Annotated in this window: 14 protein-coding genes; 8 read left to right on the top strand and 6 right to left on the bottom strand. The window is 41.0% G+C overall.

The window, feature by feature from the left end; genetic code table 11:
- Positions 1 to 255 precede the first annotated feature (255 nt).
- Entirely contained in the window at positions 256 to 2,634 is a 2,379-nt protein-coding gene (gene gyrB, locus ABWW54_RS02625) for a DNA topoisomerase (ATP-hydrolyzing) subunit B (RefSeq protein WP_353409817.1), read from the top strand.
- Between the two features lie 190 nt (positions 2,635 to 2,824).
- On the opposite strand, the gene apaG is transcribed toward gyrB, so the two are convergent.
- The 5 genes from apaG to ABWW54_RS02600 all read right to left on the bottom strand — a co-directional run bounded on the left by apaG (position 2,825) and on the right by ABWW54_RS02600 (position 5,989).
- Positions 2,825 to 3,235 carry a Co2+/Mg2+ efflux facilitator ApaG/CorD gene (apaG, locus tag ABWW54_RS02620; RefSeq protein ID WP_353409815.1) on the bottom strand — a complete coding sequence of 137 codons (411 nt, stop codon included), beginning with the start codon at positions 3,233 to 3,235 and terminating at the stop codon, positions 2,825 to 2,827.
- A gap of 22 nt (positions 3,236 to 3,257) precedes the next feature.
- On the bottom strand, positions 3,258 to 4,079 hold the full coding sequence (locus ABWW54_RS02615) for a symmetrical bis(5'-nucleosyl)-tetraphosphatase (protein WP_353409813.1): 822 nt from the start codon (positions 4,077 to 4,079) through the stop codon (positions 3,258 to 3,260).
- A gap of 90 nt (positions 4,080 to 4,169) precedes the next feature.
- A complete protein-coding gene (locus tag ABWW54_RS02610; RefSeq protein WP_353409811.1) occupies positions 4,170 to 4,895 on the bottom strand; it encodes an MlaA family lipoprotein in 726 nt (241 codons plus the stop codon).
- 160 nt (positions 4,896 to 5,055) lie between these two features.
- Entirely contained in the window at positions 5,056 to 5,535 is a 480-nt protein-coding gene (secB, locus tag ABWW54_RS02605; protein WP_353409809.1) for a protein-export chaperone SecB, read from the bottom strand.
- 19 nt (positions 5,536 to 5,554) lie between these two features.
- On the bottom strand, positions 5,555 to 5,989 hold the full coding sequence (locus ABWW54_RS02600) for a rhodanese-like domain-containing protein (protein ID WP_353409807.1): 435 nt from the start codon (positions 5,987 to 5,989) through the stop codon (positions 5,555 to 5,557).
- A gap of 158 nt (positions 5,990 to 6,147) precedes the next feature.
- On the opposite strand from ABWW54_RS02600, the gene ABWW54_RS02595 reads away from it, so the two are divergent.
- The 3 genes from ABWW54_RS02595 to ABWW54_RS02585 are packed head-to-tail and all read left to right on the top strand — an operon-like array spanning position 6,148 to position 9,470.
- Complete coding sequence (locus tag ABWW54_RS02595) at positions 6,148 to 7,377, top strand: murein hydrolase activator EnvC family protein (protein WP_353409805.1); 1,230 nt, start codon at positions 6,148 to 6,150, stop codon at positions 7,375 to 7,377.
- A gap of 1 nt (position 7,378) precedes the next feature.
- Positions 7,379 to 8,773, top strand: a complete 1,395-nt coding sequence (locus tag ABWW54_RS02590) for a S41 family peptidase (RefSeq protein ID WP_353409803.1) — start codon at positions 7,379 to 7,381, stop codon at positions 8,771 to 8,773.
- Between the two features lie 46 nt (positions 8,774 to 8,819).
- On the top strand, positions 8,820 to 9,470 hold the full coding sequence (locus ABWW54_RS02585; RefSeq protein WP_353409801.1) for an esterase/lipase family protein: 651 nt from the start codon (positions 8,820 to 8,822) through the stop codon (positions 9,468 to 9,470).
- Positions 9,471 to 9,492: 22 nt separating this feature from the next.
- Here the strand turns inward: ABWW54_RS02585 and ABWW54_RS02580 are convergent, their stop codons facing one another.
- A complete protein-coding gene (locus tag ABWW54_RS02580; RefSeq protein ID WP_353409799.1) occupies positions 9,493 to 9,705 on the bottom strand; it encodes a DUF465 domain-containing protein in 213 nt (70 codons plus the stop codon).
- A 107-nt stretch (positions 9,706 to 9,812) separates the two neighbouring features.
- Here ABWW54_RS02580 and thpR point away from each other — a divergent pair, with 107 nt between their 5' ends.
- The 4 genes from thpR to ABWW54_RS02560 all read left to right on the top strand — a co-directional run bounded on the left by thpR (position 9,813) and on the right by ABWW54_RS02560 (position 16,636).
- The gene (gene thpR / locus ABWW54_RS02575) at positions 9,813 to 10,394 is read left to right on the top strand and encodes an RNA 2',3'-cyclic phosphodiesterase (RefSeq protein WP_353409797.1); all 582 of its coding nucleotides are present in this window, start codon (positions 9,813 to 9,815) and stop codon (positions 10,392 to 10,394) included.
- Between the two features lie 24 nt (positions 10,395 to 10,418).
- Positions 10,419 to 11,246 carry a PHP domain-containing protein gene (locus ABWW54_RS02570; RefSeq protein WP_353409795.1) on the top strand — a complete coding sequence of 276 codons (828 nt, stop codon included), beginning with the start codon at positions 10,419 to 10,421 and terminating at the stop codon, positions 11,244 to 11,246.
- A gap of 2 nt (positions 11,247 to 11,248) precedes the next feature.
- Positions 11,249 to 13,855 (top strand): aminopeptidase N, encoded by a 2,607-nt coding sequence (pepN, locus tag ABWW54_RS02565; protein WP_353409793.1) that lies wholly within the window; start codon positions 11,249 to 11,251, stop codon positions 13,853 to 13,855.
- Positions 13,856 to 14,113: 258 nt separating this feature from the next.
- Positions 14,114 to 16,636 carry a hypothetical protein gene (locus ABWW54_RS02560; RefSeq protein WP_353409791.1) on the top strand — a complete coding sequence of 841 codons (2,523 nt, stop codon included), beginning with the start codon at positions 14,114 to 14,116 and terminating at the stop codon, positions 16,634 to 16,636.
- Position 16,637: the final 1 nt, after the last annotated feature.

Genomic DNA, 16,637 nt, shown 5'->3' with positions numbered 1-16,637 from the left:
TTTTTTTGTCTGGTCAAAGTTGGTCTCACATGTTCCACGTGGAACATAACGAGCAAAACACTCACTAAATGTTTCACGTGAAACATACACATCAAAAAGAAGATAATACCCAGATACTCAAAGGAAATGAGGTTGCCCACACTTTTCAAAAATAGATTGAATTAACCGTTATTTAAATAACGGTAACTCAGCTATTCGCCAGATAGTTTGTTACAATGAGTGAGTTAAAAACACGCTCTCACGACGATAAAAATAATGAGTTACGATTCCAGTAGTATTAAGGTATTAAAAGGCTTAGACGCGGTTAGAAAGCGTCCAGGGATGTATATCGGCGACACCGATGATGGCACCGGTTTACATCATATGGTATTCGAAGTTGTCGATAATTCTATTGATGAGGCATTAGCTGGACATTGCTCTGGTGTTAATGTGGTTATTAATCAAGATAACTCTATCTCTGTCTGGGATGACGGGCGTGGTATACCTGTTGGGATTTTAGAGGAAGAGGGGAAATCGGCAGCAGAAATCATCATGACGGTATTGCACGCTGGTGGTAAATTCGATTCAAATTCATATAAGGTTTCCGGCGGATTACACGGAGTAGGTGTGTCTGTTGTAAACGCGCTTTCTGATTGGTTGAAGCTGGAGATTGATCGGGATGGAAAGAAGTATTTCCAAGAATATCATTTAGGAGATCCGCAGGAAGACTTAAAGGAAGTTGGTACATCAGACAAAACGGGTACTAAGGTAACCTTTAAACCCAGTGCTGATATTTTCGCTATAACTGAATATAGTTATGATATTTTGGCCAAACGATTGCGCGAATTGTCTTTTTTAAATTCGGGTGTGCGCGTTGAGTTGTCCGATGAACGGTCCAAAAAACGAGAGGTATTTCAGTATGAGGGGGGTATTGCCGCTTTTGTAGAGCACCTCAATAAAATGAAAACACCTCTAAATAAGGACATTATTCAAGTCCAAGGCGACAAAGATGGCGTCACCGTAGAGGTAGCTTTACAATGGAATGATTCATACAAAGAGAATGTGTTTTGTTATACAAACAATATTCCTCAACGTGACGGGGGGACTCACCTCTCAGGTTTTAAAGGTGCACTCACCAGAACCCTTAATCACTATATTGATGAATCAGGGTTAGCTAAAAAGGAAAAGGTCAACGTAAGTGGGGACGACTCTAGAGAAGGGTTGACGGCTGTTTTGTCCGTGAAAGTACCAGACCCTAAATTTTCATCTCAAACAAAAGATAAACTTGTCTCTTCAGAAGTAAAAGGCGTCGTTGAGTCAGTAATGAATGAGAAGTTAGCGGAGTTTTTGTTAGAAAACCCCGCTGAAGGTAAAAAAATAGCCGAAAAAATAGTGGATGCCGCTAGAGCGCGAGATGCCGCTCGTAAAGCTCGTGAAATGACACGCCGAAAGGGGGCTTTGGATTTGGGTGGCTTACCTGGAAAACTCGCTGATTGTCAAAATAAAGACCCCGCCTTATCTGAAATTTATCTGGTGGAGGGTGATTCAGCGGGTGGTTCAGCTAAACAAGCGAGAGATCGGTCGTTTCAAGCTATTTTGCCATTGAAAGGGAAAATATTAAATGTAGAGAAAGCCCGCTTTGACAAGATGCTCACGTCGGATGAAATAACCATTTTGATTACAGCGTTGGGTGCTGGCATCGGCGATGACGACTTTAATATAGAGAAGTTGCGGTATCACCGTATTATTATCATGACCGATGCGGACGTAGACGGTTCGCACATTCGAACGCTGCTCTTGACGTTCTTCTATAGACAAATGCCCGAACTTATTGAACGAGGCTATATCTATATTGCTCAGCCGCCGCTATATAAAGTGGGGACTGGTAAGTCTCAAAAGTACGTTAAAGACGATATAGAGTTCGAAGCGTATTTACTAGAATTGGCTCTACAAAAGTCTGTGATCATAAATGCCAGCAATAATGTTGAAATAGCTGGAGATGAACTGAAGACAATATGTAGAGAATACTTATCGGTAGAAAAAACAATAGATAGATTATCTCAAGACTATGATCCAGTTGTATTGAAGGCGTTAATAGACAGCTCTGTAGATCAAGATAAATTAACTAATGAAGTGGTTGAAGGAATACAAAACTCTTTAAATAAAGAGGGTTACGAAACTCCTAAGTATGAACTCACTCTGGTTAAGAATGGAGTTGCTAGTTTGAAGATTGAGCGAACTCTTCATGGAATGACATCAGAGAGCGAGTTTGGAGGTGATTTTTGGTCGTCTCCAGAATATACGTCAATCAAAGCGCTTGCCGAAAAACTTGAAACAAGTTTGGGTAGCAATATGTTGGTTCGAAGAGGTGAACGTGAAGTTGAGTGTGACGAGTTTTCTGATGCACTTACGTTTTTGATGAGTAGTGCGAAAAAAGGGCTTAACGTTCAACGGTATAAAGGCCTTGGTGAGATGAACCCTGACCAACTTTGGGAGACAACGATGGATCCTGATGTTCGTAGGCTATTAAAAGTTGTCATAGAAGATGAGGTATCCTCTGATGATACGTTTACCATACTTATGGGGGATCAAGTTGAGCCAAGACGTGAATTTATAGAAAAAAACGCCTTCACAGTATCAAACTTGGATGTCTAAGTAATCACTTTAAAAACAATAACTTAATCCATTTTTTTTGCTGTTTGTGTGTAAATTTTGTCCGCTCTCGCAAATCTTTTTCTGTTTTTAGGGTCGTTACCCAGAATAAGAAGCGAATATGGCAACGATTTTTTACTCGAAGTCATGAAAATCAGAGTTTTATTATTAGAACTCTGGTTTTACTAATTCGTTAGTGAACTGTTCTTGGGATAGTCAGTAAAAACTTAGGAATGGCTACTTCAACCTGATTTCGATTCTCTTCTGTATTGTCTGGAGCGAGAAAATAATACTTCCCTTCCATGGTGCCCATGTCCGTCGCTAAAACCGCACCACTTGTGTATGAATAGCTGGCTCCAGGTTCAATCAAGGGTTGCTCTCCTAAGACTCCTTCTCCGTAAACTTCTTCTACCTTCATATTGGCATCTTGGATGACCCAATGTCTGGATAGGAGCTGATACGGGGTTTGAGTATTATTTTCAATATTGATGGTGTAGGAGTAGACATATCTGGAAGAGGTAATGTCTGATTGTTGTGGCACAAAGTGACTTTTAGCGCTTATTTTAATATTGGGGATGACGGTGCTTTCTGAGACGTTTGACATAGTCGAGTTTAGATATCTTGGTTTACGCAGACTGGGTATATAAGGTAACTGATTTTTCTTTTTTCTTTGGGATGCGGGCCAAGGTCATATCTCTACCCCATACACACCCCGTGTCTAGTGCTAGTAGCTGAGGAGTATTTACCAGTCCGAGAGCAGACCAGTGCCCGAAAATAACACGATACCCATCTAAGGAGCTATTTTTTATGTGAAACCAAGGAATTCTGTTCTTACGCAATTTTCCACTGTATCCACTTTCGATTAGGTTTAGATGCCCCTTAGGGCTACAAAATCTCATTCTAGTGAAGGCATTAACTGTGAACCGCCTACGTTGGGTCTTTCCAAGTTCTGAGCTCCATTTACTTGGAGAGTTACTATATATTTTTGATAAAAACCTAATACACTTCGTTTCATTCTTGAACACATTATGGACTTCGTCAGCCTGCTTTTGAGCTTGAGAAAGCGTCCACCATGGATAAATACCAGCATGACATAGGACAAAGCCCATCTTGTCATTTACTACTACTAGAGGTTGATTCCGAATCCAAGTTGCCAACTCTATTGAGTCATGAGCATTAATAACGTTAGATACGGTGTCGTTATGTTTGGGTGAGCGGAGACCGTAAATCATTGATAGCAAATGAATGTCATGATTTCCTAGAACGGTAACACATTGATTTTTAAGGGATTTCAAAAGTCTTAGAGTCTCTAAAGACTTAGGGCCTCTGTTTACTAAATCACCGACACATAGAAGTGTATCTTGGTTTGTATCAAAATTAACCCGATCCAGGAGTTTAGCTAATGGGTCGTAGCATCCTTGGATATCTCCGACTGCGTAGATAGTCATATTGGCTCCCACCTATCGGTCGTAAAGACGACAAAAAAGAGCCTTATTGAAACAATCAATAAGGCTCCATGATTAACATCAATGCAAAATCTAAAAATCAAATTCTTCTTCTATAACTTTACCGTCATTGATTGAATCTGTACGACCATTCTCAACGGTGGTCTTAATGAAAATATAAGGATCAAGTTGCTTCTCAAGAGCAGAATCTATCCCCAATAACTTTGCGCGACTGTCGACTAAGTCCAACGCCGTTAGTCCTAACCGCGTGCCACCATTGTCACTGATTTCGTTAATAGGATAATAAACAGCGCTTGAGACGCTTCTTCCAATCCCATCGCGGAGATTAGTTGGCCCTAAAAATGGAAGCATCAAATAGGGGCCGGGTTTTACACCCCAAACAGCAAGGGTTTGCCCTAGATCTTCGGGTGTCTTATTAACACCTTGATGTTTTGCTACATCGAATAAACCAAGAACACCGATTGTGCTGTTAACGACAAACCGATAGGTGTTTCCTAGAGCTCGGTCAACCTTACCTTGCAGTAAATTATTAACAGCGCTTATTGGCTCTCCTAGGTTTGAAAAAAAGTTCGAAACACCAGTTTTCGCTGGTTTAGGAAGCACAGCATCGTAGCCCTTTGCTATTGGCCTTAAAACCAGTCTATCCGCAGTAGTGTTAAACGAATAAATAGAACGGTTTAATCCTTCTAAGGGGTCCTTACTTTGATTCCATTCATACGACACCGTTTTGTTAGTGCTGCTACATGCCTGAATAAATGAAAAAACAAATAATAATAAGATAACGCGAGTGATTTTCATATTTTCAACAACCTCCATCTTGTCTAAATAAGGACCATTATACGATGCAATTAATCACAACGAGCTCACATATAATTAACAATTTGAAACCTGATACGCTAAGTAAAAAAAGCGCGAACAATATGGTTCGCGCTTTTCACCTATATTAATAACAATTTTCTTACTGTGCAGGTGCTTCCTGTTGCGATGCTTCTTCAGAGGCCGCTTTTAGTTGAGCTTGCTTTTGTTGAAACAAAGCTTCGAAATTAATAGGAGAGAGCAATAATTGTGGGAACCCTGCCTTACCTACAAGATCAGAAATAGCTTCACGAGCAAAAGGCAACAAAATATTTGGACAAGCGATTTCGAGAGCCAATGGAATGTCTTCTTCTGTAAGGCCAGAAATGTGGAAAACACCAGCTTGTAGTACTTCCACCAAAAATGCAGTCTTTTCGCCCATTTTTGATGTGACCGTCATCCCTAGAACAACTTCAAAAAAGTCATCTTGATCAAGCTTAGCTGTCTTGATCGAAGCTTCGATAGAAACTTCAGGTTTAGAAGGGTCATCTAAAAATATTCCTGGTGCATTAGGGGACTCTACAGACGAGTCTTTGAGGTATATTTTACGTATATCGAAAGCGTGAGCTTGTTCTTCAGCCATAATAGTTTATTAAGTATCTTTAGTTTTTGTTCGGTTGAATGCTAGCAACAGGAAGGTTTTCCTTTGTCCAGGCAATTAGTCCACCGCGTAGAATATTAACGTTTGAAAACCCCATTGCAACCAACTTTTTGGCAGCACTTTGGCTTCGACCGCCTGTGTGGCAGGTCAAAATAACCGTTTTGTCCTTGGATTTCAGAAGATCCTTATTGGAATCTTCAAAATCTTCAAGCGGTACGTTGATAGATTTTGGAATATGAGAAACAGAAAATTGATCAGGCTTATTGACATCAATTACGATGGATTTACCACCACGCTGAAGCGCCGGTAGTTCAAGCGCAGACACAAAGTTAGCACCACTTACACCACCTCTAAGAAATGAAAAGATGACTAAGTTAAATAGCACCGCCCAAGCGACAAACCAGATAATATTCTGGTTAATAAAATCAATAAACATATAAGTGTCGGACGCCAAGGCCCAAGCTATAATTCAAAGCGCGAATTATACAGTACAGTCCTAAGATTTGAATGCTAAAACCCAAGAAAATAGGGCCTTTGTGCGTTACATTTAGTAATTAGTAATCTGTTTCCAATTGGTACGCCCATCAGTAAAAAATGATCAGCTCAAGTCGCCTATTTTTTTTTGTATTACTTTGCCTTTACTTTAATGCGCAAAGCATTACTTATGCGCAAACGGAAGACAGTTATCAAACATCGTTGGATAATGTTACTAAAGAAATACAAAATATTAGCCGTAGTCTTAATGCGAACAAGACTAGACTTCTAAAAGAAGAATCTGGCTTATTGGATATCGAACGTAAGATACATAAATTAGCCAAGAGTATTAATGAATTTAAGGCCAAGATTCGAATAGCAAAGGCAGAGCTAGCTGCCTTGAAAATACAGCAAGAGGAACTTGCGAATAAACAAACACAAAGTAGGCTCTCTCTGGCTAATCTAATTCAAAGCAACCACAAAAATGGAATTACGAACCAGCTAAAAACGATGCTCAATCAAGAAAACCCCTATGCAGTGGGGAGGTTGAGCAATTATCGATCGTATTTTGCTCTTGCAATAGAGCAACGCTTCAATGAATTAGAAGAACAATTGATGGCCTCGAATCAGGTAGCAGAAGAGCGAAGGAAGCAAATATTAGAACTACAGTCATTAGAGCAAGAACAAAATTTTCTAATGCAAACGCAAGAAAAACAAAGTGAGTCGAGGAAATTAGCGGTAAAAAAACTCAATGCGAAGGTGGTTAGCAATGAGAGTAAGCTAGAAAAACTCAAACAGGATAGGTCCCGATTAAACTCTTTGCTTAAGACATTGCAGAAAAGAAAACTGGAATTGGCAGAAATACAACGAAAACGCAGAGCAGCAGAACTAAAAGCACTTGAAGAGTCGAAAGTAAAAGAAACACCTAAAAAGAAACCCAGAAAGTTAGTAAAAGGCGGGTTTTCTAAACAAAAAGGCAGATTGTCTTGCCCCCTTGATCAAGCTCCAAGAACGCGATTTGGCGAACGTTTAGTAAGTTCTGGAATGAAGTCTGAAGGGGTATTTTACGAGACGGGGGTTTCTACGCCAGTTCGATCTATATTTCGAGGTCAAGTGTTGTTCTCTGATTTTCTAAAGGGGTTTGGCTTACTTATTATTGTGGATCACGGTGACAACCACATTAGTTTGTACGGTCACAATGAGGTACTCTATAAGAAAGTTGGAGATACCATAATCACGAACGAGATTATTTCTAAGTCTGGTATGACAGGAGGCTTAAAAAGCCCCGGTCTATACTTTGAGATACGAAACAATACAGCACCCATTAACCCTAGTATTTGGTGCAAGTAAAATGAGGTTTAGAAAAAATATGCGCAGTAGAATTAAGTTTTCTTATGTAATCAGTAGCCTCATGGTTTTGGCTTTTTCTTCGTTGTTAAGCGCTCAAGAAGTTGAAGAAATAGATAAAACGGATTCTCAAACACGGGTTGATCAAGTAGAAAAAAATGAGACCTCAGAAGAACAAACACCGTTACCGCTTGAGCAAATAAAAACATTTGCCGATATTTTTACGCGAATAAAACTCAGCTACGTCGAACCTGTGACTGACGAGCAATTGTTAGATTACGCTGTTGAAGGAATGTTGGCGGGATTGGATCCGCACTCTGTCTATTTAAAAGGCGATAGTTACCAAGAGTTGGATGAAGACACAAAAGGACAATTTACGGGCTTGGGCTTAGAAGTTGTAATGGAAGGTGGTTTTGTAAAGGTTATAGCACCAATTGATGATACCCCAGCTGCCAAGGCTGGGATTAAATCGGGTGATTTAATCATACGAATTAACGGAGAGGTTATATCTGGGTTGACCTTAAATGAAGCCACAGAGAAAATGAGGGGGGAGCAAGGCACCAATATTACCTTAACTATTTTACGTGAGTCGGAGCCGGACCCGTTCGATTTAGAGATAACTCGGGCTATAGTGAAATTGAGTTCGGTTAAGCGTAAACGATTAAGTGACGAAATTGGGTATTTACGGGTAACCCAATTTCAGTTAAACACCAGTGCAAATTTTCGAAAGCAATTAAAAATGCTAAGGCAAGGAAAAAGCTTTTCAGGCTTAGTATTAGACCTAAGAAATAATCCTGGCGGCTTACTGACCAGCGCAGTTTCAATATCCGACACTTTTATTACTCAAGGGAATTTGGTGAGTACCAAAGGTAGAAGTGACAGCAGCAAAAAAGATTATGAGGCGACCGCGGTTGATCTGATTGATGGTAAGCCTATTGTTGTTTTGGTGAATGGTGGCTCGGCAAGCGCTTCTGAAATAGTCGCCGGTGCATTGCAGGACCATAAAAGAGCAATCGTGATGGGAACGGAAACATTTGGAAAGGGTTCTGTTCAAACAGTGCTTAATATCAATGATGCCGATGCAATAAAATTAACAACAGCGCGCTATTTCACGCCAAGTGGTCGTTCTATTCAAGCTGCAGGTATTGTCCCTGATGTTATTGTTCAGCAAAGAGAGTTTAAAGAGACCACACAAACGTTTAAAAGGATTAAGGAGAACGATCTTCCTGGGCACCTAGATAATGAACGTGACGTAGAAGGTGAGTCTAATACAGACGAAACCAAGCAATTATTAGCCGGAGATTATCAGCTTAATGAGGCATTTAATTTGCTTAAAGGGTTGATTCTGTTTGATAGAAAATCAGATAGTCAAACAGTATCTGTAAGCCAAGTTGAATAAGAACTTTGTTTTTCTGTTGCTCTTTTTTGGGTGATCGGCAAACGCTATGAGCAAAGAGTGTGTGATTTTATTGCATGGATTGGCGAGAACCATCGGATCCATGAACCGTATGCAATCCGCACTTAATAACGAGGGTTTTCATACCGTAAACCAATCATACCCATCTCGAAAGAATTCGATAGATAAATTAGCTAAAACTGCCATTGATGACGCTCTTAGAAAGTGTCCAAAAGAGAGCGAAATTAGTTTCGTGACGCATTCGATGGGGGGGATACTTGTCAGACAATTTTTATCGCAACACTCAATAGAAAACCTAAAAAATGTAGTGATGTTAGGGCCACCAAATAAAGGAAGCGAAGTGGTGGATAAAATATCCAACGTGCCTGGATTTGAATTTTTCAATGGGCCAGCAGGATTGCAGTTAGGCACCACAAATGACAGTGTTCCAAACAGTTTAGGTCCTGTGGATTTTAATCTCGGAGTAATTGCAGGGAATAGGTCTTTTAATCCGATTCTATCGATGATGTTACCAAACCCTAATGACGGAAAAGTATCAGTAGAGAACACCAAAGTTGAAGGAATGAAAGATCATGTAATCTTGCCAGTTAGTCATACCTTCATGATGAAAAATAGACTTGTTATCCATCAAGTGATCAGCTTTCTGGTGAGAGGGCGCTTTAATAATCCAAAAAGTTAGTTGTTAAAAAGAAGGGTATCCATTAGGCGTGTAAGTCGGGAATCATCTTACTTTCTAATTTGGCAATTGCATCTTTAAGCTTTAGCTTTCTTCTTTTTAATCGGCTTACTTCCAACTGATTAGTCTGTAAGGTTTTTGCTAAATCTTCTATGGCTATGTCCAGTTCTCTGTGGTCTTGTTTTAACTGAGCAAGTTCTTGAATAAGCGAATTTTTTTCTGTCGTGCTTATTGTCATAATCTCACCTGCTTAGTGCCTCGTTAGCTTGAATAATTCATTAAAAGACCGCTTAACTCTACCATAGCAGTGGTATTCTAGGTGAGTATCATTAAGCATTAATTATCATGACTCTAAGAACATTCATTGCATTGAGCATACCGCAGGAAGCCTCAAATCAACTCGGAGATCTTGCTGCGAAGATGTCGTATCAAGATAAAAGTGGAGCACTGAGGTGGGTAGATCAAGAAAACTATCATGTCACACTAGCTTTTCTGGGTGAGCAGGAACAGTCAAATCTAGAAACATTGGCAGAGACTCTTGATCAGACCTTAATCGAATCCGAGTTCACGGTAAATGTTGCTATGTTAAGCCCATTTCCTGAAACAAAACCTAAACTAATGGCTGCTCTGTTGGAAAAAAACGACAGTCTTATTAATATTCATCGGCAGGTATTGTCTTCGGTCAATGCGACGGGGTTACTCATTGATAAACGTAAATTTATTCCACACGTGACGTTAGCCCGATATCGTCACAGTCGAAATGAGTTTGCGGGAGCAGTGCCGACTAAAATAGATTGTCCAATTTATTTTGATGAAGTAGTTTTGTATGAAAGCGTGTTAACAAATTCAGGGGCTGAATACGAACCAATATATCGGTTTCCATTAGATCTGATAGATTATGATGATGTATACGTCGCTACCGAATAAGACTAATTCCCGATTAGACATCAAATGAAACATGACCTTCACTGCCATTCTTTCTATTCGGATGGCGATTTAAGTCCCGCTGAGGTCATTCAGTTGGCTGATCAGCAATCAATTACTCATTTAGCGTTAACTGACCACGATACAGTTGATGGTTTAGCTGAGGCTCATAAGGCGGCCGAAAATAGTTCAATCACATTGATTAATGGTATTGAACTGTCTTGCACTTGGGAGCAACGACTTATTCACATTGTGGGTTTAAATATTGACCCCAAAGAGAAGACACTGCTTGCGGTGATAAAAGAGAATAAGCAGAGACGTCTCCTTAGAGCGGAGGCTATGTACGAGGATTTTGAACAGAATGGCATCGATATTAGGCTGGCTGTTCAATCTAAAATACCTAAAAATGGAGTTCCCACTCGGCCTCATTTTGCTGAGGCCTTGATTGAACTTGGTTTGGCTAAAGATAAAAAGCAAGCTTTTAAACGGTACTTAGTTAAAGGGAAAACGGGCTATGTACCTATGCGTTGGCCAGACCTGGCACAGATTGGTCCGGCAATCACTGCCGGCGGCGGAGTCGCCGTGTTAGCCCATCCTACGAGGTATAAACTGACAAGAACCAAACTTAGTTGGCTCATTAAAGATATGGTGGCGGCCGGTGTGAAGGGAATGGAAATATGCACTGCGTCAACGGATAAACAACAAATAGCTATGTTGACTGACTTGGCGGAGAAATTTAATTTATTTGGCTCTACCGGTTCGGACTTTCATTCCGAGCACCAACCATGGGCAAAGCTGGGACGATTCGAACCTTTGCCTAAAACACTAACGCCCGTTTGGAACACATTCAAATAATCATGACAGAATTAGACCTCACACGCTCGCTGGAACCTGCAACTGTTTACCTTAAGGATTACCGAAAGCCAGATTTTTTAGTACCTACCGTCGATCTTACTATAACGTTATCCGGGGAACTGGCGACCGTGGTTTCCGTGATCTCTGTCATCAGAAACGATATCCATCAACGCTCGGTTGTTTTAGATGGCGAAAAAATGGACTTATTAGGTTTAAAGCTCAATGGTCGAATATTGGCTGATAACGAGTTTGAGTTAGAAGCTCAATGTTTGGTCATTTTTACGGATTTGAACGAATTTGAATTGGAAATCACAACTCAACTTAAACCCAGCTTAAATACTGAGTTGTCTGGTCTTTATAAATCCAGTGGTAATTTCTGTACGCAATGTGAGGCGGAAGGCTTTCGACGAATAACCTATTTTCCAGACAGACCGGATGTGTTGAGTGTGTACACTGTTACGCTAATAGCCGAAAAGTCAGAGTGTCCCATCTTATTGTCTAATGGAAACCTAATATCAAGTGATGATAATAGTGATGGTACTCATCTGGCCTGTTGGCATGACCCTCATCCTAAACCTTGTTACCTTTTTGCCCTTGTTGCGGGTAATCTTAAGTACATCAGCGATCACTTTGTGACTGCCAGTGGACAAAAGGTCGAGTTAAACATTTACACACAAGAACATAATATCGGTAAATGTGACCACGCAATGAAGGCGCTTAAAGATTCGATGGTGTGGGATGAACAAAACTATGGCAGAGAATACGACCTGTCAATCTATAACATCGTTGCTGTTGATGACTTCAATATGGGGGCAATGGAGAATAAGGGGTTGAATGTGTTCAACTCGAAATACGTGTTAGCAGACCAACAGACTGCAACAGATACCGACTTCGAAGGTATAGAAAGCGTCATTGGTCATGAATACTTTCATAACTGGTCGGGAAACCGAGTTACTTGTCGAGACTGGTTTCAACTAAGTTTAAAAGAAGGGTTTACCGTTTTTCGAGATCAAGAATTCAGCGCGGATATGGGTTCCAGGGCGGTTAAGAGAATTCGCGATGTTCAAACGCTTAGAGCCTATCAGTTTAAGGAAGATGCTGGCCCTATGTCGCATCCAATTCGACCTGAATCGTATCAAGAAATTAATAATTTCTACACGGTCACCATTTATGAAAAAGGAGCTGAAGTGATTAGAATGCTCCATAGTTTACTGGGAGCAAAAGGGTTTAGAAATGGTACCGATCTCTATTTTTCTAAGTTCGATGGTCAGGCGGTTACTACGGAGGATTTCGTAGGCTGTATGGAGGCAGCTAATAATACGGATTTATCTCAATTTCGGCGTTGGTACACACAATCAGGAACACCGACAGTAAATGTAGAGCAAGAGTATCAAGATGGGCGATTGATAATAACCATGATACAAAGCTGCCCACCAACGCCAAACCAGCCAACCAAAGAACCATTTCAAATTCCAATTAAGATGGCATTATTTTCCTCACAGGGAACGAAAATCGAAGAAGAAACCCTCTCACTTACGCAAGCCCGTCAGAAGTTTGTTTACGATGGTTTGAGCGATAAGCCAATTTTGTCATTATTGAGAGATTTTTCAGCTCCAATAAAGCTTACGGTTTCTAGGACTGATGAAGAGTTGTCTAGATTGATAAAGATAGACGATAACGGCTTTTCTCGTTGGGAAGCCATGCAGGAGTTAAGCCTCAGGATAATTATTGAAGCATTAGAATCTGAAAGTATCAGTGATGAGGCATACAGTGTATTACTTGTTGCCTTGACGTCTTTAATTGAATCTCCTCCAGAAGACAAAGCCATATACTCAGAAATGCTATCGCTGCCGTCGGCTTCTTATATCACGAGCTTAGTGGAAAATGTAGATCCTATTAAAGTTGTCGAGGTGAGAGAGGCATGTATAACAAGGTTGTCGAGAGATTTGGAGTCACAGTTTCACGTCATTTACGCGTCCAATAATCAAAGAGCCGAGTTTTCTTTATCCGCAGACGCGATGGCTGAAAGGGCGCTTAAAAACACGGCATTATCCTATTTGGTGGCAACCGATCAAGCGGCTTATCATGCGCTGGCTAGCCATCAATATCATATGGCTAATAACATGACGGACCGATTGGCAGCGTTTGCGGCCCTTATTCAATCGAACTACCCAGACAGAAACGTATTGGTCGAACACTTTTACGACCAGTGGAGTGATCAGGCTTTAGTGATGGATAAATGGTTTGCTTTGCAGGCCACCAGTCCAAGATTATCGGTACTTGAAGAGGTCAGACGATTGTCGTCTCATCCTTCATTCTCTCTGAATAATCCGAATAAAGTGCGTTCTCTTGTCGGAGCATTTACTTCTAATCCTCGAGGTTTTCATAGAAAAGATGGGGCCGGTTATGAGTATTTGATTGGTAAAATCATTGAGCTCAATAAAATTAACCCTCAAGTAGCAGCGAGACTTACAGGCACGTTTAACAATTGGAAGAGTTTTTCTGAACCACATCGAAGCTTGATGAAGGCTCAGTTAGAAAGGCTTTTCAATCAAAAAGACCTGGCTAAAGATGTGTCAGAAATTGTCAGCAAAGCCTTACAAAATTAGTCACAGGTTGCTAAACCTAAGATTAATAGGCTTTTTTTAACTATTTTTAATAGATATAAAGATGGTTTGCGAACTTATGAGCTCCCGCATATCATACTTGTGGGTTAGGTAGGGGTTCGAACGCAACTTATAACGGCAGACTCACCGTGCTGATATGGATCTCGAACCAGATGTGGATCTATTACAGCAAGTCGCATGAAGTGCAAGCCTCCTTGTCACTTAGCGCATGTCAGTTCGCCACAGTGAATTAGACTCTATATGTTCAATACAGATAAATGCTGTGATGGCGAAGCCGTTTCTTTAATTGCTTCCGATATCCAGATAAATAATCTCGTAACCAGAAATGGTTTTAGTTTTGGTAAGCTTTTGCTTTCTTCCCTTCTATTATTCTTTCTTATATCAAGCCTTGATGTAAAAGCCCAATCTGAACAAAGAAGAGTGGCCGCTGTACTAACGGTAGTTAATACACTATTGTTAGAAGAAACCAATATAGACTTGGAGATTAATGAATTTGACGACACAAGCAGGGAAGTAAGTCAGAGCTTTACTACTGGGTTTCGCTCCCCGAATAGGGATGTTGAGTATTGTTTTCAGCTAGATGCGAATAAAGCTGTCACCACAAGTAATTTAACGCTTCGAATAAATGGCGTTATCCAACGGGGTCAAAATCAACCTGTCTTGGGTGAAAATTGCTATTCCATACCACTTTCACAGTTGCAGTCTGAAAACCGAATTGAGATTTCCGTTAAAGGCGGATTGGTGGTAACGCTTAATGCGTTGGGTTTAGAGTCCAGCAACCCTACCAGGTTGTCTTTACCTGTTTTGACACGAAGCTCTTGGGATCAAAGAGCCGTGAGAAAAGTGTTGAAGATTTTCGCATTTGGTGGTCACGCAACCGATGCTCAAATAAAGACTTGGGCTGACATGCGTCCTAACTCGGCCATCGCCGAGATGCTAAATTTTAACCAGCATAATTTGAAGCTTTCCCCAATACTAAGAAATGAAAAATACACTGAGCCTGCTACTAATCATGGAACGTTAACTGAATTCTATGACTACATAGGGTCGGAAAGTTCCAATATACCCATCAGACCAGATCAACGACAATATCTTGGGATTGATGGGTATCGATTTGCGTCTACGTTTGGTCGTATGATCGCAATGAGAGGGCTCAACCCCTTTCGCCAACGAATCGGCTTTTGGGAGACTAATTATCACCTAGCGACCAACAGAAATGCCGGAGTCAGCAGGCGGCAAATGGTCGCTTATTACGATGCGATTATGCAGGCTCATGAACAACGAGTGCCTTACCACGAAGTTATGGGGGTTGCTGCGAAATCGGCCGCGGTCGCTATGCAATATGGTCATCGGCGAAATCAATGGGTTGAACGTTGGGTGGATGTTGATGGTGATCGAATACGAAAGTACATCCTAGAGGGTAACCATGACTTTGCACGAGAAATCCACCAATTGTTTTTTGGTATTTTCGGTGGGGATGACCCGACTCATGAAGACGTAACGATTGATAATACAGGCAAGATGCTCACAGACATGCGAGTGCCTTATATTCAGGATTTTGGTTTCGATACTAAGGTTACATTCGAGACTGACGACCATCATCGTGATGAATTCGGGCCATTAAGAATCTTAGGGCATAATATTACCGGCGTGGATGCGGCGGCAAAAATAGACAACTTAATGCCGATTTCCATTTCTCATCCTGAGAGTCTGAAAAATCTGCCTGTATATATTATCAATACGTTGGCTGACGACAGCCTAACAGAAGCTAAACGGGAGCAGTTAAGAACGGCTTGGGCCAGACTCGGCACCAACAAAGACTTTCTGACATTCATTCGAGCCTATGCAGTGTCTGAAATGTTTCATGGAGATGATCACTCTAAGTTTCTTACCAGCTATGAGCGCGCATACTACATCGCAAATAAATTCAATATCGATAATATAGAAGCATTTTTGAGTGGCGATAATAGTGATGGACGAGCTGGACGGGATACTGACGATGTAATGGCGGGTGATAATGCCAGTGAAGTGTTTGAACCATTGCACAATGTATTCGGTAACCAGAATTCTTTGGAAGCCTCCGATTCGGCCGTTTCGTTTGAAAAGAACTATAATCGAGCAGCAACTCAATATCATTGGCAATTTGAGAGTAATTTGTCCGCCGGTTGTGACGGTTGTGATCTAGGTCAATCATGGATTAAAGATTGGACCAAAGTAATTCCAGTCTACAGAGGCGGCTACTCGGCTGATTACGTCGCTAAGTGGTTATGGATACACGTTGTTGGAAATCTCGATAATTATACAGCGCTTGAGCGAAGCCAATTGTTGTCTATTCTTGGTGCAAAGCGTTTACCAAGGGAAGATGGCACTGAGCCATCTTGGCAAGTTAATAACCGGTTTCCGTACTTTGATCTAAACTATCTACTGTGTTTGAGAGATGATCGACTTGAAGATGGTGTCTCTCAAAATAGTCTTTCAGATTTAATGGCTTACGATTCCTGGGATGATTATTGTCGACGAAGTAGCGGTGAGTATTCTCAGACTGAACAAGACGCTTTCAACTTGACGTTTACCGGAGACGAGCTCACAAATAGTAATCAAGATCCATACCCCTATTTGAGAGGTTTAGTTTCAGAACTAGCGGCTGTGGACATTGGGCTAACAGACACTGATCCGATCGAGAAACGGCGCGCCAATGAACGTATCCATACCGCTTTAGCCTTTATCTTTGCTACCCCGTTTGTGTTTGCGGAGGGTCAATAAA

The organism is Arenicella sp. 4NH20-0111 (assembly GCF_040366405.1).
Lineage (GTDB): Bacteria > Pseudomonadota > Gammaproteobacteria > Arenicellales > Arenicellaceae > Arenicella.
Note: the sequence above shows the minus strand (reverse complement) of the source record. Positions and strands in the feature narration are given on the sequence as shown.